The sequence below is a fragment of the Chitinophaga caseinilytica genome (assembly GCF_038396765.1).
Lineage (GTDB): Bacteria > Bacteroidota > Bacteroidia > Chitinophagales > Chitinophagaceae > Chitinophaga > Chitinophaga caseinilytica.
The window spans coordinates 5,940,668-5,965,329 of the sequence record NZ_CP150096.1; the positions used below are offsets into that span (position 1 = coordinate 5,940,668).

A 24,662-nucleotide genomic window follows, 5' to 3' on the forward strand; every position below is an offset into this window, starting at 1 on the left:
CCGTCCAGCCCGCGCGCCTTCGTTTATGAGTGCAATAAAAAACTACAGGGTAAATACTTTCCCGCCGACCATCACGTCCTGCTTCGCTTCGTCGAACGTAGCGCGCAGCCCCGTGCGGTAAGCCGCCGTGCCCATGATGAGGGCGATGGAGTGGCTGTATGCCGCTTCGATAGGCGCGTTGGTTTTCAGGTCTTGCTTGCGCACGCAATCCATCCAGTTGCGGACGTGGGCGTTGGTGGTATCGTCTCCGCCGGTGTTGGCGCCCGCTTCCACGCCGGCCGCGGCCGCGAGGCTCATTTCGGGCAGCAGGTTCGCTTTCAGGCCCATCGCCGCCGCTTCTTTTTCGCGGAGGCCGCCGTTGGGGGAAATCTTGTTGGTGCTCATGTCAATCATCCCACCGTTGGAATAATACAGTTCTTTGGTACCGCCCGCTGAGTTATGGAAACGCGAGCTGTACACCACCTGGAAGCCCGACGAAGGATCGTTCTGCGGACCATATTCCAGAACCGCAGTGAGCGTATCCGCGTTGGTGCGCCCGTCTTTCCACTGATAAATGCCGCCGCCGGCCACTACGCTGCGCGGATGTTCGAGGCCGGAGAACCAATGCACGGTATCGATCTGGTGCGTCATCCACTGGCCGAAGATGCCGGAGGAATAAGGCCAGAAGAGGCGGTATTCGAGGTATTTGCGGGGGTCCCAGTTTTCTTTCGGGCGGGTGCAATGGAACCGCGCGAAGTCGACGTCGGCCTGGCGGATTTCGCTGACCAGGTCGGGCCGGCGCCAACGGCCGGGCTGGTTTACGTTCCAGGTCATTTCCACCATCGTGATGGGACCGAATTTGCCATCCTGGATGAATTTGGCCGCGGCATGGTACCCCGCGCCGCTGCGGCGCTGCGTGCCCACCTGGAACACGCGTTTGGAGGCTTTCACGGCCTTGAGCGCATTGCGGGCGTCTTCCATCGTTTCGGCGAAGGGCTTTTCGCAATACACGTCTTTCTTGTTATTCACGGCTTCGATGGTATGGAAGGCGTGCTGGAAATCGGCCGTGGCGATCATCACCGCGTCGAGGTCTTTGATCCGGTACAGTTCGTCGTTATTCACACAGGCCTGAACGGAGTGGCCGAACTTGCCTTCCAGTACGGATTTCCCTTCTTCCCGGCGGCGCTTCCAGATGTCGGAAACGGCTACGATGTCGAAATTCAGGTCTTTGTAATTGTTGAGGAAACAGGGCATGAGCGCCTGGCGGAAACGGTCGGAAAAGCCGACCACGCCCACGTTCACGCGGTCGTTCGCCCCCAGGATGCGGGCATAGCTGCTGGCCGGCATGCCCATGGCGCTGAGCGCCACGCCGGCGCCCCCCATCATGGAGAGTTTCAGGAATTCGCGGCGGTTCTTGTTGCTAATAGTCATAGTGGAATGATTTTATGATTGTTGCGTTGATTACTCGTAAGCTTCGGTCAGTTGTTGAGTGAGATATGCCAATGCGGGCCTGCATTCTTCCGGCATGTTCTTCCATCCGCACTCCATGGTGATGCGGCCTTTGTAACCCGCTTTCTTCAGCATGGCGAGATACGGCCTGAAATCCTGGCCCGCCGTGCCCGGGGCACGCCGTCCCTCCTTTTCCGCGATGTGGCAATGCACCAGGTACGGCGCCGCGGCGAGGATCGATGCGGGATCTTCCCCTTCGCGCAGCATGTGGTAAATATCCACCGTTACCCGGAAATTGGGATGGTTGACGGATTTGGCGATGTGGGTGACGATGGAAAGACTATTGATGAAGTTATCTTCTGTCTTGTTGAGATTCTCCATGGCGATGATGCGGTCGTATTTCTTCGCCACATCGGCCATTTTCCGGGAAATAGCGATCAGCTCCCGCAATGCGGTGGCCGAATCCTGCCCTTCCATCAATTTCCGCGCGCCGGCCGAACCGAACACGATGATCTTCACGCCTGCTTCCCGGGCGCGCTGCATGAGGGTATCTACATACCCGAGAATTTCCTTTTCGTTGGCTTCCGGGCCCGTGAGCCGGATGGTGCCGGGAAGGAAGAGGTTGCAGGTGACAAGGTCGAGCTTCATGGCCCGGATCCTGCCCAGAAACCGGTGATAGGCCGTGTCGGGGACAGACGGGGCGAACAGCTTCCGGGCGCCTTCCTCGATATGCGCAAACCCGGCCGCAGCAAGGAGACTGTCGTTCTCCAAAGACGTAGCCACGCCTATTTTCGGCAACCCGCGCTTTTGTGCATTCGATTGCATAAAAGGCAGGCAAAGGAGGAGGGCGAACAGTAATTTTTGATAAAGTTTCATGGAAATCAGTTTTTCGACAATCGTGGACCGGGGAAAAATTAAGAAGGAAAATCGGAAAATCAAAATCAGGAATTGACAAAAATGCCGGAAATTCGCGCTAACACTGAAAACATATTATGAATAGACAGGAATTGGTGCAGCTCATCAGGGACAGGAAATCTTACTTATGTATCGGTCTGGATACGGACATGCAGAAGATTCCCAAACACCTGCATTCCCACCCCGACCCGATGTTCGCCTTCAACAAAGCCATCATCGACGCCACGCAAGACCTTTGCGTCGCCTACAAGATCAACACCGCATTTTACGAGTGCCAGGGCATCCGCGGATGGGAAAGCCTCCAGCGCACCATCGAGTATATTCCCAAAACCGTTTTCACCATCGCCGACGCCAAACGCGGCGATATCGGTAACACCTCTGCCTACTACGCCAAAACCTTTTACGAAACCTACGGCTTCGACTCCGTGACCGTAGCGCCGTACATGGGCCGCGACAGCGTGGAGCCCTTCCTCGGTTTCAGCGACAAATTCGCCATCGTGCTCGGCCTCACCAGCAACGCCGGCAGTGCCGACTTCCAGCTGCAACCCGCCGGCGACGGCCTGCTGTACGAAAAAGTGCTGCGCACCTGCGCATCCTGGGGCACCCCGGACAATATGATGTTCGTAGTGGGCGCCACGCAGGCAGATTCCGTAGCCGCCATCCGCAAGATCGTACCAGATCACTTCCTCCTCGTGCCCGGTGTGGGCGCGCAGGGCGGCAGCCTCAAGGATATTTCCGAAAAGGGGATGAACGGTGATGTAGGGTTGCTGGTAAATGCCAGTCGCGCCGTGATCTACGCCGGTAACGACGAGAAGTTCGCGGAAGACGCGCGCGCCGCGGCACAGGCCCTTCAGGCGGAAATGGCGACTTACCTGTAAGTCGAACCCGGTAAAAGTTATTGGAAATCATAGTGAAACGCTCCCGGCCGGGGGCGTTTCCGTTTTTTGGGCAAGCTTATTTGAAAACGCAGTTGCGGGCCGTCCACCAGGGCTTGATGTTGAACCGGAGGCGGCCCGTCGCCACGGCGGAGTCCGCCATTACCATCTTTACCGCATCCAGGCTGTCGGCCGCTTTCAGGACATATATCCCCCGCAAATCTTCATATTCCGCAAACGCGCCGGCCAGCATCATTTTGCCTTCGCGGGTGAGGTTGCGGATGTGGAGCACGTGCGCTTCGTCTATCAACGCGGCAGACGCGGGGTCTTGCTGCATATGGTCGCCGTTCCGGAAAAAAACCATCCAATACTGCTGCACGATGGCGGCCTGTGCCAGGGAATCCGCCGGGGCGGGCAGAATCGTCACCGTTCCTTCCGGCTTATGTTTCAGCCGGGAAGAAAAACTGGCGATCACGAACGTCAGGAAAACGCCCAGCAGGAACACAGGTATCAATTTGGCCATAAGCGACAGATTTGCCGGCCGAAGGTACAACTTTGACGTAATTCCGTAAATTCGGAGATACAGCAAAAATCTAACACCATGCACCAGGACTTATTCCAATCGCCCGATTATTACGCCATCGACGAATTGTTGACAGACGAACACCGCCTCGTGCGCACCGCAGTGCGCGACTGGGTGAAGAAAGAGATCAGCCCGATCATCGACGATTGCTGCCAGCGGGCGGAGTTCCCTCATCATATTCTCCGGCCGCTGGGCGCCCTCGGCTGCTTCGGCCCCACGATCCCCGCGGAGTACGGTGGCGGCGGGATGGACCATATTTCCTACGGCCTCATGATGCAGGAGCTGGAGCGCGGTGACAGCGGCATCCGTTCTACGGCGTCCGTACAGGGTTCCCTGGTCATGTACCCCATTTTTGCGTTCGGCAGCGAAGAACAGAAAAAGCGTTTCCTGCCGCGCCTGGCCAGCGGGGAAATGATGGGCTGCTTCGGGCTCACGGAGCCGGATTTCGGCTCCAATCCAGCGGGAATGCTGACTTACTTCGATGACGACGGCGACCATATATTACTGAACGGCGCGAAGATGTGGATTTCCAATGCCCCCTTCGCCGACATTGCCCTGGTTTGGGCGAAAGATCCCGAAGGCAAGGTGCGCGGCGTGATCGTGGAGCGCGGGATGGAAGGGTTTTCGACCCCGGAAACCAAAGGCAAATGGAGCCTCCGGGCCAGTGCCACCGGCGAATTGGTGCTCGACAACGTCCGCATCCCGAAAGCTAACCTGCTGCCCGAAGCCCGTGGGCTGAGGGCGCCCTCTCCTGCCTGTCGTCTGCCCGTTACGGCATCGCCTGGGGCGCCATCGGCGCGGCGATGGATTGTTACGACACTGCGCTCCGCTACGCGAAAGAGCGCGTACAGTTCGGCCGCCCCATCGCCGGGTTCCAGCTGATCCAGAAAAAACTGGCGGAAATGATCACCGATATCACCAAGGCACAACTCCTCAACTGGCGCCTCGGCATGCTCCGCAACGCCGGTAAAGACACAGCCGAACAAATCTCCATGGCCAAGCGCAACGCCTGCGAAACCGCGACGCGCATCGCCCGGGAGGCGCGGCAGATCCTCGGCGCCATGGGCATCAGCGGCGAATATCCCATCATGCGCCACATGATGAACCTCGAAAGCGTCATCACCTACGAAGGCACGCACGAAGTGCACCTCCTCATCACCGGCATGGATATCACCGGCCTGAATGCTTTCTCATGACGTTTTATTATTTTGGCCGCATGAAGGGAATTTTTCTGGCCGGATGCCTCCTGGCCTCCATCCACGTAGCCGCGCAACAGACCGTTACCATCTCCGGGAAAGCACAAGGCACCTATTACATCGTGAAATATCTCGGGAAAGACACCACTTCGCTCAAACCCGGAATAGAATCCCTGTTCCGGCAGATCGACCGCTCCCTTTCGCTCTACCAGCCCGGGTCGCTCATCAACCGGTTTAACGAAGGCGAAAAAGTAGTAATGGATGCCTACATGCGCCCCGTGGTCCGGAAGGCGCAGGAAGTGAGCCGTATCACCGACGGATTGTTCGACATTACCGTGAAACCGCTCGTAGACCTTTGGGGCTTCGGCGTGGTGCGGCATAAAAAGGGGCGCCCGTCGGATGCGGATATCCAGCAAACGCTTAAACGGGTGGGTTATGAAAAACTTATCATCCGCGCCAAATACCTGCTGAAAAAACAGCCTGGTGTAGAAATCGACTGTAACGGTATCGCGCAGGGATATACCACCGATGTGATCGCTAAATTTCTGCAGTCGCGCGGGATCAGGAATTACCTGGTAGACGTGGGCGGAGAACTGGCGGCGAAAGGCCACAACGATAAAAACCAGCCCTGGAGCGTGGGGATAGAGCGGAAAGACGGGAACGCGGGGAACGGGGCGCTGCTGCATTTGAGCGATCGCGCGGTGGCCACCAGCGGTAATTATCAACGGTTTTTCGACGAAGGAGGCACCCGTTTCGCCCATACCATCCACCCCAAAACCGGCGAAGCCGTCCACAACAACATCATCACCGTCACCGTTACCGCACCCGATGCCATGACGGCCGATGCTTACGACAATGCGCTCATCCTCCTCGGCGTGGAAAATGGCCTGGAATTCATCCGCCAACACCCGAAACTTAAGCTGGAAGCGTTTTTCATTTATAAAGATACCGACGGTACCATCCGCGAAAAATATTCCGAAGGCTTCTTCAGCGAGCCATAGCGGCAAAAAAATGGGGCCGCCCAAATTGGCGGCCCCTCCACTTCACATGTTCCGTTAAATTGGTGGTCCTTATTACTGGATATGGAACTTCAAACCTATGTTGGCCTGTACCGTGTTGAAATTCTTGATTTCGAACTGTTTGTACGGCGCATAATTATATTGCACGCTGGCGTTGAACATAAACGGTGAATATTTCCCGAAAGGCACGTTCACGCCCACTTCCGGGCTCACCTGGAACGCCCATTTATTTTCTTTCTCCACGAATTCGCCCCAGTATTTCTCGTAATTCATGTTGGCGGTACCGATCCCCAGGCCTGCATACGGCAGCACGGCCGCGTCTGGCTTGGTGAATGTGTATTGCACGGTAGCGAGGATGGGAATGGTTTGCAGCGTGCGCGTTTGCACGGCGGAAATGTCTTCGCCTTTGCCGGGATACACGGCACGCGGCACCCTTTCATAAAAATCCCCGAAACCGGTTTTCAAACCCACTGCCAGCTGATCGTTCAGGTGATATTGCACACCTACGTTCCAGCCACGGAAACTTGTCTTGTCAGCATAATCTTTCAGCGAGCCCAGCGGCTGCGCGATGGAATAATTGACGTTAACGGAAAGGGGCGGACGGCTCTGTGCCTGGGCGGCAACGGCGCCGCCGGCGATCAATGCCAGGCCCATTATGATGGTTTTAATACTTTTCATGACTTGTCGATTTTAACTTTACCTGTCTGTTACAAAATCCCACTCGTTTAGTTGGTGGTTTTCAGATACTGACTCTGGTCGAAAACGGCTTTCACCATGGATTCGACGTTGTTGCCGTTCCAAACGCCGGAACCGCGCAGCATGACGTTCCAGATGGCCGTCAACTTGTTGCCTTCGCCGGTTTTGGCGTTCTTCAGATCGAGCAGGTCTACCGCAACGGATTTCTCGTTATAGCGGAAAACGTTGTAGTAACTGGGGAACCAGTATCCCCATCCGGGATAGCCCCAGTAACCGGTGTCCCAGTAACCTGGCCATCCGGCCCAGTAACCCGGGTTGTATCCGATGGAAGTAGTGGTATTGTCGATGCGGCTAACGTTCATGGCGAGGTCAGGTTTCGCCGCTTTGTCTACCAGCGTATATCCGCGGGCCTGCATCTGTGATTTGAGTTGGGCTAACAGCTGCTGGTCGTACTGGGTCAATTCTTTTTTGGAGCCCTCCCTGTTGCTGATCACCGCAACGGAGTCCACTATACTGAACGTTTTGAATGTGGTGAAATCAGCCTTTTCGTCGTAGTTGGTCACGTAAATGCGCGACTCTTCCGCAGTCATATCGTTCAGCGGCTCTTTACGGCAACTGCTGACCAACACTACGAAAGCGGCAAGCGCACTTAACATCAGTCCTGTTCTTTTCATATGCTTTCGATTTTATTTCCTTATAGTATGCTAAAAATGACCGGCGATGCAGCCCATCCTATCTTCAGGCGGGCACGCATCTTCATTCATCACATCTATCAACAGCACGTTCCGGCCTGTTTCCTATTCAAACGCTATAGACGCGTGAATGTTACCGGCCGTTTACCAGAAAAACGTTAAAGTTGACTAAAGGAAATGTTAAAGCAAAGCCGCCATGGTGGCGGCTTGCATAAATATTTTCGATGATATGAAAACGAGATGGGATATTACTGTTGTTGCTGGATCGCAGCGCTGGAAAGGATTCCGCGGCTAAGAAGGGCTTCGCGCAATTGTTCGGGTGATTGGAAGTGGATGGATTCGATCCCGAATGCTTCCGCGCCTTTCACATTGCGGAGATTATCGTCGATAAAGATGGCCTGGCTTTTGTCGATCGCGTGGCGGTCTGTAAGCAACTGATAAAATGCCGCATGGGGTTTGCGCATTTTTTCCCGGCCAGACACCACGATCCCGTCGAACCACTGCAACCAGGGGTATTCTATCAGCGCGATGGGAAATGTTTCGTTAGACCAGTTGGTGAGTGCGTATAATTTATATTGGCCGCTTTCCTTCAGTTCTTTCAGTATCTCCACCGTACCGGGAATATCGCCGCCCAGCATTTCCTTCCACCTGCCGTAGAACGCGCGGATCTGCGCTTCGAACGCCGGGTGTTCCGCTACGAGCAGTTCCGTACCGTCTTGCAGGCTGCGGCCTTCGTCCTGCATCTCGTTCCAGTCGGATGTGCAGATATTTTCCAGGAAGTAATCCGTTTCTTCCGGCGTTTTGAAAACTTTATTGTACAGGTAGCGCGGGTTCCAGTCTACCAGTACGGCGCCGAGATCGAATATAACGGATTGATACTTTTGGTTTTTCATGTAGTAAATGTATGACGGCAAAATCCGCCGCGCAAGGTTTATATCACATTTTTTTTGAAATTGTCAATCGTTGTTGTTGTCGGGCGAGCCGAGCAATGCTTCGGCGGCATCGTCGAGCAATTGCAGGTCTACCGAATCGCTCCCGGCGATGCCTTCGATGGAGCCTTTGATGTGGGCCGCATTGAGCAATACTTTTTCCAGTTGTTTTTCGCGGGCTTTCCATAGTTTTTCCATGGCTTCGCGTTCTTTCTGGATGGATATTTTCATGGACCGGAACCCTTCGCGGATGGCGCTCCATTGCTCGGCGAACTCGCCGCTGGTGAGGTAATGGTAGAGCAGGTGCATCTTGTCGCCTTTGTTCTCCTGCGTTTTGGCGGCGTTGTAGACTTTGAGGATGGCGTCGCGCAGCACGAACGTGAGGCTTTTCACTTCGTGGAAAGTGCAAACCCATACGCCTTCCTTTTCGCCGAAGCGGTCCATGTCTTTGGGAAGCGCCTGGGTTACCAGCACGGCCACGTCTGCGCCCTGGGAGCGCATGTCTGCCTTCAGCTTTTCGATCCATTCGCGGGAGAAGTCTTTCGTGCGCTTGGATTCATAAATGATCCTTCCGCACTCCTGGCCAAACTGGTTGCGGACGGTCTGGATGCAATCCGCCCCTCTTACGCCTTTGCCGACTTCGCTCACTTCATCGAACGGGAATGCGGCGCGCAGCATTTCTTCCAGCGCCAGTTCCTGCACTTCGCCCTGGAGCTGCATGGAGCCCTGTTCGGCTTTCCGGCGCATCTCTTCGGCGAGGCGGCGCTGATCGTCGAGCTGCTTTTCCATTTCCTTCAGGCGCAGCTGGTATTCGGTTTCGCGGATATTATTGCGTTCGCTTTCTTCCCGGCGGATCTGTTCGGCGATATGGTTCCGTTCTTCGATGATTTTTTTCTGGAGGATGAGGTCGAGCTCCTGTTCGCGGTTCTGGAGCTCCTGTGTTTTGCGGAGAAAGTCCAATTCCTGGAGGCGCGCCTGTTTCAGCTTTTCTTCGTTGGCCATTTGCGCTTCGCGCATGAGGCGGAGCTGGTTTTCGTAATCGGCCGACACGTTTTTGCGGATCTGTTCGCCCAGGGCTTCCTGCATTTTGGCTTTTTCGGCCTGGAGGCGGTTATGCAATTCATCTTCCTGCCGCTGCTTGTCTTGCGAGACTTGCTGGCGTTCCAAAACGATTTGCAGTTTGGCCTGTTCTATTTCTGATTTCTGGGCTTCGAGGGCCTCCACGCGCTTGCGCCACTCGGTCTCCATTTTTCCGCGGAGGTCTTTCTTGATTTCGGCCGCCATGGCGTCTTCCATGACAAACAGGTGTCCGCAGTTCGGGCAGTTGATGTTCGTTCCCATATTTCACATGATTTGGCCTGCGGTCAAATTACAGGCGCTGGTGCGCATTGTATCTGCGCAGTGGTAAAGGTAGCCGATTTTTGGTGACGGTGGTGCATGAAAAAAGGAGTTACTTCTCACGAAATAACTCCTTTTCAGGACGGTGTGCGGAGGAAGAGATTCGAACTCTCACACCCTTTCGGGCTCTACCACCTCAAAGTAGCGCGTCTACCAATTTCGCCACCTCCGCGTTTGTCGGGGTCGCAAAAGTAAATTCTTTTTTGATAATTGCATCATCCGGCCTCTGAAATTTGGAAAAATATATTCCTAAACCATACCGGCAATTTCTTTCAATGCTTAATGATAATGAAATCTACATTGAAGAATATGAAGCCGCTTTTCTCTTACAGCATACACCAGCCTGTGTTCGTCTGTAATACGGCGACTCCAGAAGCCCGCTAAATCTCCTTTCAGCGGTTCAGGTTTACCCAATCCTTTAAACGGTGAACGCAGCGTGTCTTTTATGAGATCATTAATCCGCTGCAGGATTTTTTTGTCTTGGTTTTGCCAATAAAGATAATCTTCCCATGCATGGGTTTGCCACGCTAACTCCATAACTACTTTTCTATAAGTTTACGTTTAACGGATTTTCCTTTATTCATTTCCGTTATTGCTTCTTCTAGTCTTTTACGGTTAGCTTGGGTACTTGTCAAATGTAACGTTTCCTGCAATGCGTTGTATTCATCGAGGTCCATAACCACAACATTTTTCCCTTGTGATCTGGCTACTACAACAATCTCCCTGTCATTATTCACTGCGTTGAGATTTTCGGTGAGATTGCTACGGAATTCGGAATAGTTAACAACTCGCATAAGTACGTATTTAAGTACAAATATACGTACAAATAATAAATATGCCGGCATAAAAAAAGCACCGGCTGAATGTTCTGCCGGTGCTTTTAGTGCGGAGGAAGAGATTCGAACTCTCACACCCTTTCGGGCTCTACCACCTCAAAGTAGCGCGTCTACCAATTTCGCCACCTCCGCGTTGGGGTTGCAAAAATAAAGCCTTTTCACAAATATCCAAATAAAATTATTTCCTAAGCCAGATCCGGAAGGTGGTCCCCTTGTTCATTTCCGACGATTTCACCGTCAGCCGCCCCTTGTGATAATCCTGGATGATGCGCCTGGCAAGGGAAAGGCCCAGGCCCCACCCTCTTTTCTTGGTGCTGAAACCCGGGTGGAACACCTTTTCCTGCAGCCGCTTCGGGATGCCTTTGCCGGTATCGCTTACATCAATAATAAGGTGGGCGGAATGGTTTTCGATGAGCACCTGGATATCGCCTTTCCCTTCCATGGCGTCCAGCGCATTTTTCAGGAGGTTTTCCAGGACCCAGTCGAACAAAGTGGGCGAAATCATCGCCGTAACTTCCTGCTCGGCCGTTTGCAGCGAAAAATTGACTTTCTGGGGCGCCCGCTTCTTGATATATGCCATCACGGACGCCACCTGCTCTACCACATTCCGCTCTTCCAGGTTGGGGACGCTTCCGATCTTGGAAAACCGGTCGGTAATCAGCTTCAGGCGGTCCACATCCTTGGCCAGTTCCGCGGCGAGAGGGCGCACTTCGGCCGTTTCCTTCAGGATTTCCACCCAGGCCTCCATGGAAGACAGCGGCGTGCCCAGCTGGTGGGCGGTTTCCTTGGCCATGCCCACCCAAACCTGGTTCTGGACGGCCCGGTTGGTGGACGACAGCGCGAAGAGCGTCAGCGCAATGAACAGTGCCACCACCAGCAGCTGGATATAGGGATAATACCGCACCTGCCGCAGGATGAGGGAGTCTCCATAATAAATGTAGTTGTTGGAATGCGAATCCACCGCCATGATGAACGGCGGGTGCTGCCGCCGGAAATCCTCCAGCTGGCGGGCCAGGTACCCCGGATCGCGCAGGATCTGCGCGGAATCGAGGTTCGCATGGTCTTTGATCCGGCCCTGCTCGTCTGTGAGGATCAGCGGGATCGTAGTGTTGGTCGTCACGATCTGCACGGCCAGGTTGATGTTCGCGTCGGAGGGCGACTGCAGCAATTCCTGGTTCGCCTCCACCCAGGTGGCCACTTTCTTCGTTTCCTCCTGCCGTATTTTTTCGGACAGGTTGTTGACGAACCAGATGGTGGTGATGATAATGGCGGCCGCCACGGCGATCAGCGAAAATTTCCAGCCGATAATTTGTTTAAACATCAGGATTTGAATAATGACGGCCCGCAAGCCGTTAACAATAAACTAATTTAGTAATATTTGGAGGCTTTGTTGCATATTTGCAACGCTAAAAAAATTCTGAAAAGCCAAAACTTACGTCTTTTGTCAATGCTGCCAACGGTCGCGGTCGTTATCCTCAACTGGAACGGAAAGGGATTCCTCGAGAAGTTCCTGCCCTCCGTGTGCGCGTCTGTGTACGACGGGCAGCTGGACATTTACCTGGCCGACAATGCCTCCACAGACGATAGCGTGGCTTTTACCGAACAGCATTTCCCTGCGGTAAAGATCATCCGAAATGCTTCCAACAGCGGTTTCGCAGGCGGATATAACGAGGCTTTACAGCATGTGAAGGCCGATATTTTCGTATTGCTGAACCAGGACGTGGAAGTGGAGCCCAACTGGATAGGGCCCGTGGTGAAGCATATGCTGGCCAATCCGGACATGGCGGCCTGCCAGCCCAAGCTGCGCGCCTGGGCCGAGCGGGACAGTTTCGAATATGCCGGAGCGGCGGGTGGCTGGATGGACATCCTGGGGTATACTTTCTGCCGCGGGCGCATCCTGTATACCACGGAGAAAGACAACGGGCAGTACGATACGCCGCAAGACATCTTCTGGGCCAGCGGTGCGGCGCTTTTCATCCGGTCTTCGGCGTTTTTCGAGGCCGGGGGGTTCGATCCCTACTTTTTTGCGCATATGGAGGAGGTGGACCTTTGCTGGCGGCTGCAGCGGGCGGGCTACCGGATCGGGTATTGCCCGGATTCGGTGGTGTACCATGTGGGCGGCGGGAGCCTTCCGCAGGGGAATCCGCGGAAGCTGTACCTCAATTTCCGCAACAACCTTATCATGCTGCGCAAGAACCTCCATTTCCAGGAGCAATGGATCATTCTCACGCAGCGCCTGGCGCTCGACATGATGGCCGCCGCCAAGAGCCTCGTTTCCGGCAAACCGAAAGATATGACCGCCATCTTCCGCGCTTACCGCGATTATTACCGCTGGCGCCGCGAAGTGGACCAAAACCAGCCCGATACCCTCCCCCGCAAGCGGCTGTTCGACCTGCAGGGCGTATTCCACGGCATCATGATCTGGCGCTACTACTTCCTGAACCGCAGGAAGTTCTCCGAATTATCGAAGTCTGGGAAGAAATAAACGGGTTATTTGGACTTTGCCGATTTACTTTGTAAGTTTGCACAGCGAAAAAAATGTATATGGAGCATACAGTTGAAAATAAGAATGACTTCACCCGCGACTGGGTATCTTCCTCCCGTTTCCTGTTTTACCTGAAACTGGCTTGTGTACTGGGTTTTGTGCTGGGCGGCTGCTACAAGCTGTCTGAGCATCGTTACAAAAAACCGAAAGTGCATGTAAACGAAAGCTCCCTTTACAACCCGAAATACAAATAATCTCCGGATGTAAAATATTTAAAGCCGTACTGAAAAGTGCGGCTTTTTTTGTGCCGCTTCCCCTCCTTTTTCCCCGTTCCGCAGGATGATTTTCGTCAGTTTTCCCCATCCCGCTTCCCATCCCGCAAAACAATCGTTATTTACCCTTACTTCCAGTGATATTCCTGCCGGATTACATGGTTTGGACTTGATTGACAGCAGCAGATCACGATAGGAATTAAAATTCCGGCTGGATTACATAGGTTGACTTGAATAATAGCAGCAGATCGCTGTAAGAAGTAAAATTTCCTGCCGGATTACGTAGGTTGAACCTGAATGATAGCCGCAGATCACGATATGAAGTAAAATTCCTACCAGGTCACATGGTTTGAACCTGAATGATAGCAGCAGATCACGATACGAAGTAAATTTCTTGCCGGGATTACATGGGTTGAACTTGCATGATAGCAGCAGATCGCGATTTAAAGTAAAATTCCTGCCGGATTACGTGGTTTGAACTTGAATGAAAGCAGCAGATCGCGAAAGGAAAATGAAAGATGAAAATCGGGTAGATGGAAGCTGAAAGGAATAAACCGGCAGATGGAAGCAGGATCCATCAACTGTACCATCAAATCAGCCCCAAACAGCCGCCAAAACAGCTATCGTACGCATCACCTGCCTGTACTTACAAAACGCTTACAAACAAGCCGCTACACATCTAAAATCGAAAGGAAACCCATCCACCGGCTGAACATGCTTAAAAACCGGCGGAACCGCCTGAGAAAGAAAGGATTACATCCAACAAAAAAGCCTGACTGCTATGCAATCAGGCTTCTGTTTTCTGAGCGGAAGACCGGGCTCGAACCGGCCACCCCGACCTTGGCAAGGTCGTGCTCTACCAAATGAGCTACTTCCGCTTGTCCGTTTTGGGATTGCAAAAATAGGAAAGAGTTTGAATTCAGCAAATAATATTCTCAAAAAACTTGAAAAAAATTTTCCGCTGTGCAGTCGAAAACTTTGTAGCCCGCGCCCATACTGCAAATGCGCGCTTACCGTTATTAAAGAAATTGATTTATCATTGTACAATCCTTAGATTGCGAGACCATTCTTCTATGCATAAATCCATTCCGGCCGTATGCTTCCTTTCACTGTTGTTCGCCTGCAACAACAAACCCAGGGAAGCTAAGGCCCCTGTTCAACAGGCAGAAACCATATCACGGCCAGATAATTTCGCGGAAGACCTCGCCTTCCTGCGCGATTTTACATCGCCGGCCATTTTGAAAGACAGCACCAGTAAGTCTTCCATCGCCATCGTGAGCGCCTGGCAAGGGCGTGTCGTCACTTCTACCGTGGCCGACGACGGACGTAGTTTCGGATGGCTCAATTACGCCACCATCGAAAACGGCAAGCAATATCATTTCAGCACTTTTGGTGGAGAAGACCGGCTGCTGCTCGGCCCGTCGCCCGACAGCGCCCTTCAATTCCCCGCGCATGGATCCGCCGATTCGGCAACCGCCACCGTCATTCCCGATCCGCTGCGCGATTCCGCCGTTTTGCGGCAGGTTTCCTCCGCCAAAGGCGTTACCGTCTACGAAGGCAATATCAACCTCCCCAGCGCGAAAGGGACCATTTTAAACGCCGGTATTTCCCGCACCATTTCGCTCCTTTCCCGCCGCGACCTACACAATTATCTCGGCGCAGACATCCACCGGAGCGTGCATGCCGTGGGGTTCCATACAGACAATATCATCGTCAACACCGGCACCCATCGCTGGGATACGGCTTTCGGCACCACGGCGATCCGCGTCCGCGGCATATTCCCCGTCAGCGCCAATTCCATCGCCATCATCCCACTAAAGCCCGGCGGCAACGTTAGTTCCGCAGCACCTTTGCCCAAAGAGCGTTTCGTGGTAAAGAACAACGTCGCGTTTTTCAGGGCCGACGGAAATTTCGAAGCGGAACTTGGAGTAAAACAGGCTGCGGCGTTGAATTTCATGGGTATCTACGATCCGGAGCGCGGTGTGTTGACCGTTATCCAGTTCACCATGCCACGCCAGGCGCAGCTCTACCTCGGCGAAACCGCAACAGATGCGCGCGCGGAAGTTTTCCGCATCCGCAACAACGGGCCCGGCGATACCAATGCCCCCGGCCGTTTCCTGGAAATACAAAGCTCCTCGCCGGCCGCATTGCTGAAGCCCAAAGGCAGGATGCAGCACTTCCACCGCACCATCCACCTGGAAGGTAGCGAGAAGCATCTCGGCGAGATCACGAAGAAAATATTCGGCGTTACGCTGAAAGAAATTACGGCCGCGCTCCCCTGATCAAAGTTGTTTGATCTCGAGGTTGTAGATATCGCGCAGCCGGAGCAAAGTGAGGTCCAGACTGGCTTTGGGGATGCCGATCTCCATGCTGCAGAACAGCTGGATATCCTGTTGCAAAATGGTGCAGTTATTCTGCTTCACCACCATCATCACATCGTTGAGGATCGTATAGTCGAATATCAGCTGGAACCGCGCTTCCACGTTTTTCTGAATGGCCGGCACCAGTTGCAGCACCAGCGCGCAGCTCATTTTGTAGGCGTTGATCAGCCCGGGCACCCCGAGCAATGTGCCCCCGAAATACCGTACCACAACCACCAGCACGTCTGTCAGCTGTTTGCTGTCGATCTGCCCGAGAATGGGTTTCCCGGCCGATCCTGCCGGCTCGCCGTCGTCTACCGCGCGGAACTGGAGGCCGTCGGTCCCCAACCTGTATGCGTAGCAGTGATGCGTGGCTTTGGGGTGTTCCTTCTTCACTTCCTGCAGGCATTCTTTGACCTGTTCGGCATTTTTTACCGGGAAGGCGTATGCGAGGAATTTGCTTCCGCGGTCTTTGAATTCTGCTGTTGACTTCTTCTCAATCGTATAGTAAACGTTCATTTCCTGGGTTTAATGCTCGGCGGGAACGAAGATGTCGATCCGGTCGCCGGCGATGTGGTTGCTTTCGAGCATGCGGGCATTTTTGAGCACGGGCGCGGAAAGGCCGCCGCCCAATGCCGTTTGCCCGGTGATGATGCGGGCCTCGTCCCAATGCCCGCCGCTGATGAATTGCTGCAAGAGTACGGCGCCGCCTTCCACGATCACGCTCAGCACGGATTCTCTGTGCAATTGCGCGAGCACCTGCGGCACGAGGGGTTGGGCGGTGTCGATCTCGGTGGATGTGAGGATGAGGGTGCGCACGGAACCGTCTTTCACATAATGGCTTCCCGGCACTTTATCCTGCAGGTCGAGCACGATGCGGACGGGCGATTTGCCCGGCCAGAGCCTGGCGGTGAGCCGCGGGTTATCCAGCAAAGCAGTTTGTGTTCCGACCATGATCCCCGCTTCCTCTGTTCTCCAGCGATGCACCAGCCGATCCGCAAACGGGTTTGAGATGCGAACGGGCTCGCGGTTGGCGGGGGCGATGTATCCGTCGGCCGATTGCGCCCATTTGAGGATCACGTAGGGCCGTTGTTGTTCGTGGAAGGTGAAAAAGCGCCGGTTGAGGTGGCGGCATTCCGATTCCAGTACGCCCAGGGTAACGTTGATGCCTGCGTTGCGGAGTTTTTCGATGCCTTTGCCGGCCACTTTCGAGAAGGCGTCGATACAGCCTATCACGACTTCCGGGATGTTCTGCGAAACCACGAGATCGGCGCAGGGCGGCGTTTTGCCGTGATGGGCGCAGGGCTCGAGGGAAACGTAGAGGGTAGACCGGGGGATCAGTTCCTGCAGTTCCGGCGGTACGGAGTTGACGCAGTTGACCTCGGCGTGGGGGCCTCCCCAATGGTGGTGATACCCTTCGCCGATGATGATGCCTTCATGCACGAGCACGGCACCCACCATGGGGTTGGGCGCGGCATGACCTGAGCCCTTGAGCGCCAGGTCGATGCAACGTCGCATAAAAAATTCGTGCGGGTGATGGTCTATCATTGCGTCGTAAATGAGATATTTGCAAAAATATCGTTTCAGCGGCGATTTTCCGCTGATTTGCCGTATAACATGACCATCCAATCCGCATTCGCAGACCTGACCAATGCCATCCGCCCCCTGTACGACGCCCGCGAAGCCGCCAACATCGCGCATTTGCTCATGGAGCACATCACGGGGCTTGGCAAGCTGGACCGCATCGTGCATAAGGATATGGACCTCCCGCCCCGGTGGGAATCGCAGTACCAGGAAGGCCTGGCGCAACTGCTTTCCGGCAGGCCCATCCAGCACATCACCGGCAAAAGCTGGTTTTACGGCATGGAGCTCATCGTGTCTGACCAGGTGCTCATCCCCCGGCCGGAAACGGAAGAACTGGTGGAATGGGTGCTGCTCGACCATCCCTCCCACCCCGCCCTCCGCCTGCTCGATATAGGCACCGGCAGCGGATGTATCCCCATCGCCCTGAAAAAACACTGGCCATCTGCCGATATCTGGGCCATGGACGTGAGCCCCGGCGCCCTGGAAATTGCGGCCCGCAACGCGCAAATGCAACACGCGCCCGTTAATTTCATCCGGCAGGATGTGCTCGACCCGCAGGCCGCCGCTCCCCTTCCCGCCCTCAACGTCATCGTCAGCAACCCGCCTTACATCCCCCAAAAGGAAAAAGCCGGCATGGACACCAACGTGCAGCAGTTCGAGCCGGCTACGGCGCTGTTCGTCCCCGACAACGATCCCCTGCTTTTCTACCGCCGCATCGGCCAACTGGCCCAGGAGCGCCTGGAACCCGGAGGCAGACTGTATTTCGAGATACATGAAGATTACGGGGAAGCGGTGAAGGCGGAGCTCCTCCATCAAAAGTTCACAGACGTCATCCTTAAAAAAGACATGTTCGGGAAAGACCGGATGGTGCGGGCCACGAAGGCATAAAAAAACTGCACCCGTTACGGATGCAGTTTATCATGGTTTGTAAGTTTCCTTTTCGTTTACCGCTTTGGCGCGTTTTGCGGCTTGGCGGTGCCCAGTACCGTTTTGGCACCCAGCTCCCGTGCGATCTGCATCACAGAAACCACGGCACTGATGGGCACGGATTCTTCCGCGTTGATGACGATGGTGGGGTCCACTTCGCCGGCGGGAATTTTAGAAGCGAGTGCGGCCTGCAGCTCGCTGAAGTTAACGGGGTTGGTGCCCACGAAATACTTCTGCCCCGCGTCTATGCTCACCACCACCGTTTGCTTGGCTTTGGTGTTGGAAGCGGCCTTCGGCAACGCCAGTTTGATGACGTTGGGATTGGCCAGGGTGGAGACGATGAGGAAGAACAGCAGCAGGATGAACAGGATATCGTTCAAAGCGCCGCTGTGCAATTCCGCATGTCTTTTATTTCGGCTCCGCAGGTTCATGATGCTTCAGTTTCAATTGAAAAATTAACGTTTAACCGGCTCCATCAGCACGTCGATGAACTCGGAGGAAGCGGCTTCCATCTTGTTCACCACTTTGTCTATCTGCGCCTGCAGGTAGCTGTAACCTACATACGCCACGAGGCCGATGATGAGCCCTGCTGCGGAGGTCACCATTTTCACGTAGATACCGCCGGCGATGGTGCTCAGCGTAATATCCGACGTCTGGGAGATGTTGAAAAACGTCTGGATCATCCCGGCGATGGTGCCCAAAAACCCGAACATCGGGGCGATGCCGGCGATGATGGACAGGATCACGAGGTTCTTTTCCATTTTATATACTTCCAGCTTGCCGACGTTCTCCATCGATTTCTCGATGCTGTCTACCGGTTTGCCGATCCGCTGGATGCCTTTATCGATCATCCGCGCGATGGGGCCCTGTGTGTTCTTGGAAAGCGAACGGGCGGCGGAAATGTTGTCGGAAGTGATGTGATCGCGGATCATCGGCATGAAATTGCTTTCGAGCTTGCCGGCGCGGGCGATGGTGAGATATCTTTCCACGAACACATAAATAGCGATCACGGAAAGCACCCCGAGCGGGATCATCAGCGGTCCGCCTTTCACGATCATATCCCACAGCTTCATTTCCTGCGCGGCGGTGGCGGCCCCTTGTGCGGCCGTGGCCACGGTGTCGGCCTTCGGCAACAGCAGCGAGTCCTGCATAAGCGTTACGAGTCCTAGCAACATGTATTAAATTTTCGTTCTTTTTTGTATTAACAAGGGATCAAAGTAATAATAAAAACGCATTCCCCGGCAATAAATTATACGGCGCGCTCCTCCCATACACGAGCGAGCTGGATGATCACATCAACGGCTTTCTCCATATCCTGCACGCTCACGAATTCGTGTTTGGAATGCAGCGCCATTTCACCGGTAAAGATGTTCGGGCAGGGAAGGCCCATGAACGAGAGCCGCGAACCGTCTGTCCCGCCGCGGATGCTCATTTTCAAAGGCTCCACACCGGCCCGGCGGATCGCTTCTTCAGCGTTGGCAGACACCTGCGGGAACTTGTCGAGCACCTCTTTCATGTTACGGTATTGTTCCTTCACCTGGAAAGTGCCCGTGGCACCGGGGTGTTTGGACACTACGTTCTCCATGATCTTGCGAAGATAAAACTCGTGCCCTTCCAGTTCCGCCGTCGTAAAATCGCGGATGATGAATTCGATCTCCGCCTTTTCCACGATCCCTTCGATGCGCACGGGATGAATGAACCCCTGGCGGTCTTCGGTGGTTTCCGGGCTGAGAATGTCTTTCGGCAACGAATGCAAAATCTCCGCAGCGATCTTGATGGCACTAACAAGTTTGCCTTTCGCCGCTCCCGGATGCGCGCTCACACCCTGGATGGTGATCTTGACACCGTCTGCCGAGAAAGTCTCGTCTTCCAGCGCGCCCAGTTCTCCCCCGTCGAGCGTATACCCGAATTCGGCGCCCAGCTTCTGCATATCAACATGCTGCACGCCCCTTCCCACTTCTTCGTCGGGCGTGAAGAGGATCCGGATTTTGCCATGCGGCACTTCCGGATGCTGGATGAAGTACTGCGCTGCGTCCATGATTTCAGCGACACCGGCCTTGTTATCCGCCCCCAGCAAGGTTTTGCCGCTGGCGGTGATGATATCGTCGCCGATCTTCTGCGAGAGGTACGGATGTTCCTTCACGGAGATGATCTGCGAGGGATCGTCGGGCAGGATGATGTCTTGCCCGTCGTATTTTTTATGTACGATGGGCTTCACGTCTTTCCCGGAGCAATCGGGCGCCGTGTCCATATGCGCGCAAAGGCAGATAACGGGCACCGGCTTTTCGGAAGTGGCGGGGATGGTGGCATATACATACCCATGCTCGTCCAGCTCGGCGTCTGCGATGCCGATTTGCTGCAATTCCTGTACCAATATGCGGCCCAGGTCTTTTTGCTTTTCGGTGGATGGGAATGTTTCGCTCTGCGGATCGGATTGGGTGTCTACCGTCACGTAGCGGAGGAAGCGTTCGGTGACGGAGTATGCATATTTCTTGTCCATATGGGAAGGGTCTAAAAAAGTGAAAGTAAAAAGCAGCGGACCACTTTTTACTTTCAGGAATTGTATGATGGAACGATCGTTGATTAAACGATCTCTACCAGTTCGATGTCGAAAACGAGGGGCTCGCCGGCGAGGGGATGGTTGGCATCCAGGGTGATGAATTCCTCTGTGATGGCTACCACCTTCACCGGGAATACCTGGCCCTGGGGGTTGCTCATCTGGAGGTCCATACCTACCTGGGGATTCAGGTCGGCCGGGATGTTCGCTTTGGGGAACTCCATGATCAGCTCGGGGCTTTTTGCGCCGTATGCTTCATCAACCGGGATGTTCAGCGTTCTTTTATCACCAGGCTTCATATCGATGACACCGTTGTCAAAACCCTTGATCACCATACCGGAGCCCACCTTGAACTCAAGCGGATCTCTGCCTTCGGAGGAGTCAAAAGTCTGGCCATTTTGTAACCGTCCGTGGTAGTGCACGCGAACGGTATCACCGGTCTTAACTTGTTGCATATAAATTTTTTAAAATAAGATAATAGAAGGTGAAGGTACGTTTTTTGTTTTTTATTTACGGAATGCCGCCTTATTTTGTTGATTTCAACCCGATTTCCGCATGACACGATTCGTGAAACTACTGATCCTCTGTTGCTTTCCCATGGCCGTTTGGGCGCAAGACGCGAACGTGCGCACCGGCGCACAGCGGACCGACGTTTACCTCCCCCTCCTGAAAGGCAAACGGGTGGGCATGCTCGTGAACCAGACCGCCATGATCAGCCCGAGCGTTCACCTGGTAGACTCGCTCCTGGCGCTCAAAGTCAATATCGTCAAGATTTTCAGTCCGGAGCATGGTTTCCGGGGGATGGCAGACGCCGGCGAGAAGGTCGGCAACAGCCGCGACGCGCGCACGGGCCTGCCGATCGTTTCCCTCTACGGCAAACACCGGCAGGCCGACGCGGCCGACCTGGCGGATGTGGACGTCCTTGTTTTTGACGTACAGGACGTGGGCACCCGGTTCTATACCTACATCTCCACCCTGCAGGAGCTCATGGAATCGGCCGCGAAATTTGGCAAGCCCCTCATCGTCCTCGACCGGCCCAATCCCAACGGCCATTATATCGACGGGCCCATCCTCGATACCGCCTTCCGCTCCTTCGTGGGCATGCAACCCATCCCCACCGTACATGGCATGACCGTGGCGGAATATGCGCAAATGCTTAACGGCGAAGGCTGGCTGGCGGGGAAAGTGCGCTGCCGGCTCACGGTAGTTCCCTGCGAAAACTACGACCATACAACCATGTACCAGCTGCCGGTGAAACCTTCGCCGAACCTGCCCAATATGCGGAGCATCTACCTGTACGCGTCTACCTGCCTTTTCGAGGGAACGGTTTTCAGCCTCGGCCGCGGAACGGACAAGCCTTTCCAGGTGTACGGCCATCCGCTGCTGCCCAAAAATCTCTTCTCCTTCACACCGAAAAGCGTACCCGGCGCGAAATCCCCCGTATTGATGTACTCCACCTGCTACGGCTACGACCTTACCACCATCGACCCGAAGGCAGACGAGATCGATCTGAGCTTCCTCCTCAACGCCTATCGCCTTTTCCCCGAAAAAGCACGTTTCTTCAATAACTTTTTCGATAAACTGGCGGGCAGCGACATCCTCCGGAAACAAATACAGCAGGGCCTTTCCGCCGAGGCGATCCGCAAAAGCTGGGAACCCGGTTTACAACGTTTCGCATCCATCCGGAAGAAATACCTGTTGTATACCGATTTCTAAATTGAATACATTTGCACCCATGAGAATCATTTTTATGGGAACGCCCGACTTCGCCGTTGCCTCGCTCGATGCGCTGGTGAAAGCCGGGTACAACGTAGTGGCGGCGATCACCGCGCCCGACAAACCGGCCGGCCGCGGGCTCCAGCTCCAGCAAAGCGCCGTGAAGCAATATGCCGTGGCGCACAACATCCCCGTGCTGCAACCCGAAAAACTGAAAAACCCCGCGTTCCTCGAAGAACTGCGCGGATACCGGGCCGACCTCCAGGTGGTGGTCGCTTTCCGCATGCTGCCGGAACTGGTGTGGGACATGCCGCCGCTGGGCACCATCAACGTGCATGCCTCGCTGCTGCCGCAATACCGCGGCGCAGCGCCCATCAACTGGGCCATCATCAACGGCGAAAGCAAGAGCGGCGTCACCACCTTCAAGCTCCAGCATGAAATCGATACGGGTAATATCCTTTTCAAATCGGAAGTGCCCATCCGCCCCGACGAAACCGCCGGCGAACTGCACGATGCGCTCATGCAGGCGGGCGCCGAAACGCTCCTCCGCACCGTGGCCGCGCTGAAAGAAGGCAATCTCCAGGGCCAGCCGCAAGACGATATCGACGCCGGCGAGCTGAAACATGCGCCGAAGATCTTCAAAGAAGATTGCAAGATCGACTGGGAACAGCCGCTGGAGCAGGTCTACAATCTCGTTCGCGGCCTCAGCCCCTACCCTACCGCATTCACGACGCTGCAAGACAAAACCCTGAAAATCTACAAAGCCACCACGGATGCCGTTGCGCACGTTCATAAGCCCGGCAGCGTGGTCAGCGATAAAAAAACATATCTCAAATTCGCCGCGCACGGTGGTTTCCTGAATGTGCTGGAGCTCCAGCTGGAAGGGAAAAAGAAGATGGGCGTGGAAGAATTTCTGCGGGGATTCCGGTTTGAATAGCGAATTTCTCTTTTCATATATCGGAGATCCCTGAAATAAAAACGGGGCGCCTGGTGACAGGGGCCCCGTTTTTATTATGCAGTATTGATGTGCTATTTCAGGTCTTCGTAGCTCAGCTCGCAGTAGAAGCGGCCTTCGCTGATACCGAGGGCATCCTGCGCGGCGTCGCTCAGTTTGATGATGAGGTTCGCATTGGCTTTCAGCTGCGGGATGGCGTCGAGCACTTTGGCGTACACGGAGCGGCCGGTGAGCGGGTTGGTTACCTTCACGATGGTGCCGCGCGGCACGGAATTATGCAAGGCGTAATACTTGCCGGAACCTACCACTGCATTGCTTTTGAACCAGGATCCAGGGCCTTTTTCCTTCGTCACGTCGCGGCCATTGCCGGTTTGCTGGTTGAACATCCCCTCGAAGCCACCTTCGGGCACTTCGGGCGTACGGCCCAGGCTGGTCGGCGCTTTTTCTACGGGTTTGGATTCCGGAGCAGCGGTTTGGCTGTTGGAAGAAACGGGCTTGTTTTCAACGGGCGGTTTGGCCACTGGCTTGTTCTCCGGCGCGGCAGACTGGCTCGCAGCCGCTACAGGCTTGCTTTCCACGATTTGCGGCTTTTCCACCGGCTTGGGCACGGCGGCTACCGGGGTTTCTGCGGCGGGAGGCGGCGTAGATGCAGACGCCGTGGGCAATACGACCGACTGGCCGCTGCCTTTCACGTACCCTACGATGAGGAACGCATCTTTCTGCACACCGTCGCCCGAAAGGCGGTTCCATTCCCGCACATTTTCCAGCGGCACTTTACCGTAATTAACATGAATGCGGTATAGTGTTTCTTTTTCGGTGACACGGTGATATACCGGGCGCACGCCGGCGCCGGCGGATTTCGTTTGCACGAAATTATTCTTATTGAGGGGGATGAGGACCGATTTGCCGAGGCTCAGTCCGGCCGCCATATCCATCTTGTTCCTTGCCGCAATCTCTTTGGGGCTCAGGCCATAAGCCCTGCCAAGGCTGTACCAGGTCTCTCCTTTCTTCACGGAATGCGTCAAATAGAGATCGGGCGATGCGCCCTGTACCAACAGCGTATCCTGTGCGGCTACCCTTATCGTACCGGCCATCAAAACACCCAACATTACTGACTTTAACATATTTACTAATACTTTAAGGGAACGAATATAAAAGTTTCCATCCAATTTACGGCTCCTGGCGCGCAAAGTAAATATCCACGCGAATTATGCACATCTGTAAGAACGTTGCGAAGCC

The 24,662-nt window shown here is 54.7% G+C and carries 27 protein-coding genes and 3 tRNA genes; 10 read left to right on the forward strand and 20 right to left on the reverse strand.

All coding sequences use genetic code 11. From position 1 onward, the window contains the following. Positions 1–42: 42 nt before the first annotated feature. Complete coding sequence (locus tag WJU22_RS24575) at positions 43–1,410, reverse strand: Gfo/Idh/MocA family oxidoreductase (RefSeq protein WP_341840817.1); 1,368 nt, start codon at positions 1,408–1,410, stop codon at positions 43–45. 30 nt (positions 1,411–1,440) lie between these two features. Then, entirely contained in the window at positions 1,441–2,304 is an 864-nt protein-coding gene (locus WJU22_RS24580) for a sugar phosphate isomerase/epimerase family protein (protein WP_341840818.1), read from the reverse strand. Positions 2,305–2,420: 116 nt separating this feature from the next. Here WJU22_RS24580 and pyrF point away from each other — a divergent pair, with 116 nt between their 5' ends. Next, positions 2,421–3,221 (forward strand): orotidine-5'-phosphate decarboxylase, encoded by an 801-nt coding sequence (gene pyrF / locus WJU22_RS24585; protein ID WP_341840819.1) that lies wholly within the window; start codon positions 2,421–2,423, stop codon positions 3,219–3,221. Positions 3,222–3,297: 76 nt separating this feature from the next. On the opposite strand, the gene WJU22_RS24590 is transcribed toward pyrF, so the two are convergent. After that, the gene (locus WJU22_RS24590; RefSeq protein WP_341840820.1) at positions 3,298–3,741 is read right to left on the reverse strand and encodes a hypothetical protein; all 444 of its coding nucleotides are present in this window, start codon (positions 3,739–3,741) and stop codon (positions 3,298–3,300) included. Positions 3,742–3,819: 78 nt separating this feature from the next. Here WJU22_RS24590 and WJU22_RS24595 point away from each other — a divergent pair, with 78 nt between their 5' ends. From WJU22_RS24595 to WJU22_RS24605, 3 genes are read left to right on the forward strand one after another with little or no spacing between them, the layout of a single operon-like run. Next, positions 3,820–4,683, forward strand: a complete 864-nt coding sequence (locus WJU22_RS24595; RefSeq protein WP_341840821.1) for an acyl-CoA dehydrogenase family protein — start codon at positions 3,820–3,822, stop codon at positions 4,681–4,683. After that, positions 4,605–4,997 carry an acyl-CoA dehydrogenase family protein gene (locus WJU22_RS24600; protein ID WP_341840822.1) on the forward strand — a complete coding sequence of 131 codons (393 nt, stop codon included), beginning with the start codon at positions 4,605–4,607 and terminating at the stop codon, positions 4,995–4,997. The genes WJU22_RS24595 and WJU22_RS24600 overlap by 79 nt, the downstream gene beginning before the upstream one ends. A 20-nt stretch (positions 4,998–5,017) precedes the next feature. Continuing rightward, complete coding sequence (locus WJU22_RS24605) at positions 5,018–5,998, forward strand: FAD:protein FMN transferase (RefSeq protein ID WP_341840823.1); 981 nt, start codon at positions 5,018–5,020, stop codon at positions 5,996–5,998. Between the two features lie 72 nt (positions 5,999–6,070). Here the strand turns inward: WJU22_RS24605 and WJU22_RS24610 are convergent, their stop codons facing one another. The 9 genes from WJU22_RS24610 to WJU22_RS24650 form a co-directional block, all read right to left on the reverse strand. Continuing rightward, positions 6,071–6,694, reverse strand: a complete 624-nt coding sequence (locus WJU22_RS24610; RefSeq protein WP_341840824.1) for an outer membrane beta-barrel protein — start codon at positions 6,692–6,694, stop codon at positions 6,071–6,073. Positions 6,695–6,741: 47 nt separating this feature from the next. Continuing rightward, positions 6,742–7,386: a DUF4136 domain-containing protein gene (locus WJU22_RS24615; protein ID WP_341840825.1), complete on the reverse strand. Its 645-nt coding sequence runs from the start codon at positions 7,384–7,386 to the stop codon at positions 6,742–6,744. 266 nt (positions 7,387–7,652) lie between these two features. Continuing rightward, on the reverse strand, positions 7,653–8,297 hold the full coding sequence (locus WJU22_RS24620) for an HAD family phosphatase (RefSeq protein ID WP_341840826.1): 645 nt from the start codon (positions 8,295–8,297) through the stop codon (positions 7,653–7,655). 63 nt (positions 8,298–8,360) lie between these two features. Then, positions 8,361–9,674 carry a DUF2130 domain-containing protein gene (locus WJU22_RS24625; protein ID WP_341840827.1) on the reverse strand — a complete coding sequence of 438 codons (1,314 nt, stop codon included), beginning with the start codon at positions 9,672–9,674 and terminating at the stop codon, positions 8,361–8,363. A 145-nt stretch (positions 9,675–9,819) separates the two neighbouring features. Then, positions 9,820–9,903, reverse strand: a tRNA-Leu gene (locus WJU22_RS24630). 107 nt (positions 9,904–10,010) lie between these two features. After that, positions 10,011–10,268 (reverse strand): Txe/YoeB family addiction module toxin, encoded by a 258-nt coding sequence (locus WJU22_RS24635; RefSeq protein WP_341840828.1) that lies wholly within the window; start codon positions 10,266–10,268, stop codon positions 10,011–10,013. A gap of 2 nt (positions 10,269–10,270) precedes the next feature. Continuing rightward, the gene (locus WJU22_RS24640) at positions 10,271–10,525 is read right to left on the reverse strand and encodes a type II toxin-antitoxin system prevent-host-death family antitoxin (protein ID WP_341840829.1); all 255 of its coding nucleotides are present in this window, start codon (positions 10,523–10,525) and stop codon (positions 10,271–10,273) included. A 90-nt stretch (positions 10,526–10,615) separates the two neighbouring features. Then, positions 10,616–10,699 (reverse strand) — tRNA-Leu (locus WJU22_RS24645). 46 nt (positions 10,700–10,745) lie between these two features. Beyond that, a complete protein-coding gene (locus WJU22_RS24650) occupies positions 10,746–11,888 on the reverse strand; it encodes a HAMP domain-containing sensor histidine kinase (RefSeq protein ID WP_341840830.1) in 1,143 nt (380 codons plus the stop codon). Positions 11,889–12,014: 126 nt separating this feature from the next. Between WJU22_RS24650 and WJU22_RS24655 the strand changes: the two genes are divergently transcribed. Both WJU22_RS24655 and WJU22_RS24660 read left to right on the forward strand, forming a co-directional pair. Then, complete coding sequence (locus WJU22_RS24655; RefSeq protein WP_341840831.1) at positions 12,015–13,052, forward strand: glycosyltransferase family 2 protein; 1,038 nt, start codon at positions 12,015–12,017, stop codon at positions 13,050–13,052. Positions 13,053–13,111: 59 nt separating this feature from the next. Then, complete coding sequence (locus tag WJU22_RS24660; protein ID WP_341840832.1) at positions 13,112–13,306, forward strand: hypothetical protein; 195 nt, start codon at positions 13,112–13,114, stop codon at positions 13,304–13,306. An 823-nt stretch (positions 13,307–14,129) separates the two neighbouring features. Here WJU22_RS24660 and WJU22_RS24665 read toward each other — a convergent pair. Then, positions 14,130–14,202: transfer RNA gene (locus WJU22_RS24665), tRNA-Gly, on the reverse strand. A 195-nt stretch (positions 14,203–14,397) separates the two neighbouring features. Here WJU22_RS24665 and WJU22_RS24670 point away from each other — a divergent pair. Continuing rightward, positions 14,398–15,606: a DUF6786 family protein gene (locus tag WJU22_RS24670; protein WP_341840833.1), complete on the forward strand. Its 1,209-nt coding sequence runs from the start codon at positions 14,398–14,400 to the stop codon at positions 15,604–15,606. Here the strand turns inward: WJU22_RS24670 and WJU22_RS24675 are convergent, their stop codons facing one another. After that, positions 15,607–16,203 (reverse strand): YigZ family protein, encoded by a 597-nt coding sequence (locus WJU22_RS24675; protein ID WP_341840834.1) that lies wholly within the window; start codon positions 16,201–16,203, stop codon positions 15,607–15,609. It abuts the gene before it with no gap. A gap of 9 nt (positions 16,204–16,212) precedes the next feature. Then, positions 16,213–17,202 carry a bifunctional diaminohydroxyphosphoribosylaminopyrimidine deaminase/5-amino-6-(5-phosphoribosylamino)uracil reductase RibD gene (ribD, locus tag WJU22_RS24680; RefSeq protein ID WP_341840835.1) on the reverse strand — a complete coding sequence of 330 codons (990 nt, stop codon included), beginning with the start codon at positions 17,200–17,202 and terminating at the stop codon, positions 16,213–16,215. Positions 17,203–17,301: 99 nt separating this feature from the next. Here ribD and prmC point away from each other — a divergent pair, with 99 nt between their 5' ends. Beyond that, positions 17,302–18,156 (forward strand): peptide chain release factor N(5)-glutamine methyltransferase, encoded by an 855-nt coding sequence (gene prmC, locus WJU22_RS24685; RefSeq protein ID WP_341840836.1) that lies wholly within the window; start codon positions 17,302–17,304, stop codon positions 18,154–18,156. Between the two features lie 56 nt (positions 18,157–18,212). Here prmC and WJU22_RS24690 read toward each other — a convergent pair whose 3' ends face one another. From WJU22_RS24690 to WJU22_RS24705, 4 genes are all read right to left on the reverse strand, one after another. Next, positions 18,213–18,626: a biopolymer transporter ExbD gene (locus WJU22_RS24690; RefSeq protein ID WP_341840837.1), complete on the reverse strand. Its 414-nt coding sequence runs from the start codon at positions 18,624–18,626 to the stop codon at positions 18,213–18,215. Positions 18,627–18,650: 24 nt separating this feature from the next. Further along, positions 18,651–19,370, reverse strand: coding sequence for a MotA/TolQ/ExbB proton channel family protein (locus WJU22_RS24695; RefSeq protein WP_341840838.1), 720 nt, complete (start codon positions 19,368–19,370; stop codon positions 18,651–18,653). A 74-nt stretch (positions 19,371–19,444) separates the two neighbouring features. Then, positions 19,445–20,695: a peptidase T gene (pepT, locus tag WJU22_RS24700; protein ID WP_341840839.1), complete on the reverse strand. Its 1,251-nt coding sequence runs from the start codon at positions 20,693–20,695 to the stop codon at positions 19,445–19,447. 83 nt (positions 20,696–20,778) lie between these two features. Continuing rightward, on the reverse strand, positions 20,779–21,207 hold the full coding sequence (locus tag WJU22_RS24705; protein WP_423737748.1) for an FKBP-type peptidyl-prolyl cis-trans isomerase: 429 nt from the start codon (positions 21,205–21,207) through the stop codon (positions 20,779–20,781). Between the two features lie 100 nt (positions 21,208–21,307). Between WJU22_RS24705 and WJU22_RS24710 the strand changes: the two genes are divergently transcribed. Further along, a complete protein-coding gene (locus tag WJU22_RS24710) occupies positions 21,308–22,468 on the forward strand; it encodes a DUF1343 domain-containing protein (protein WP_341840840.1) in 1,161 nt (386 codons plus the stop codon). Between the two features lie 19 nt (positions 22,469–22,487). Then, on the forward strand, positions 22,488–23,405 hold the full coding sequence (gene fmt / locus WJU22_RS24715) for a methionyl-tRNA formyltransferase (protein WP_341840841.1): 918 nt from the start codon (positions 22,488–22,490) through the stop codon (positions 23,403–23,405). 92 nt (positions 23,406–23,497) lie between these two features. Here fmt and WJU22_RS24720 read toward each other — a convergent pair whose 3' ends face one another. Then, complete coding sequence (locus tag WJU22_RS24720; RefSeq protein ID WP_341840842.1) at positions 23,498–24,547, reverse strand: LysM peptidoglycan-binding domain-containing protein; 1,050 nt, start codon at positions 24,545–24,547, stop codon at positions 23,498–23,500. Between the last annotated feature and the right edge of the window lie 115 nt (positions 24,548–24,662).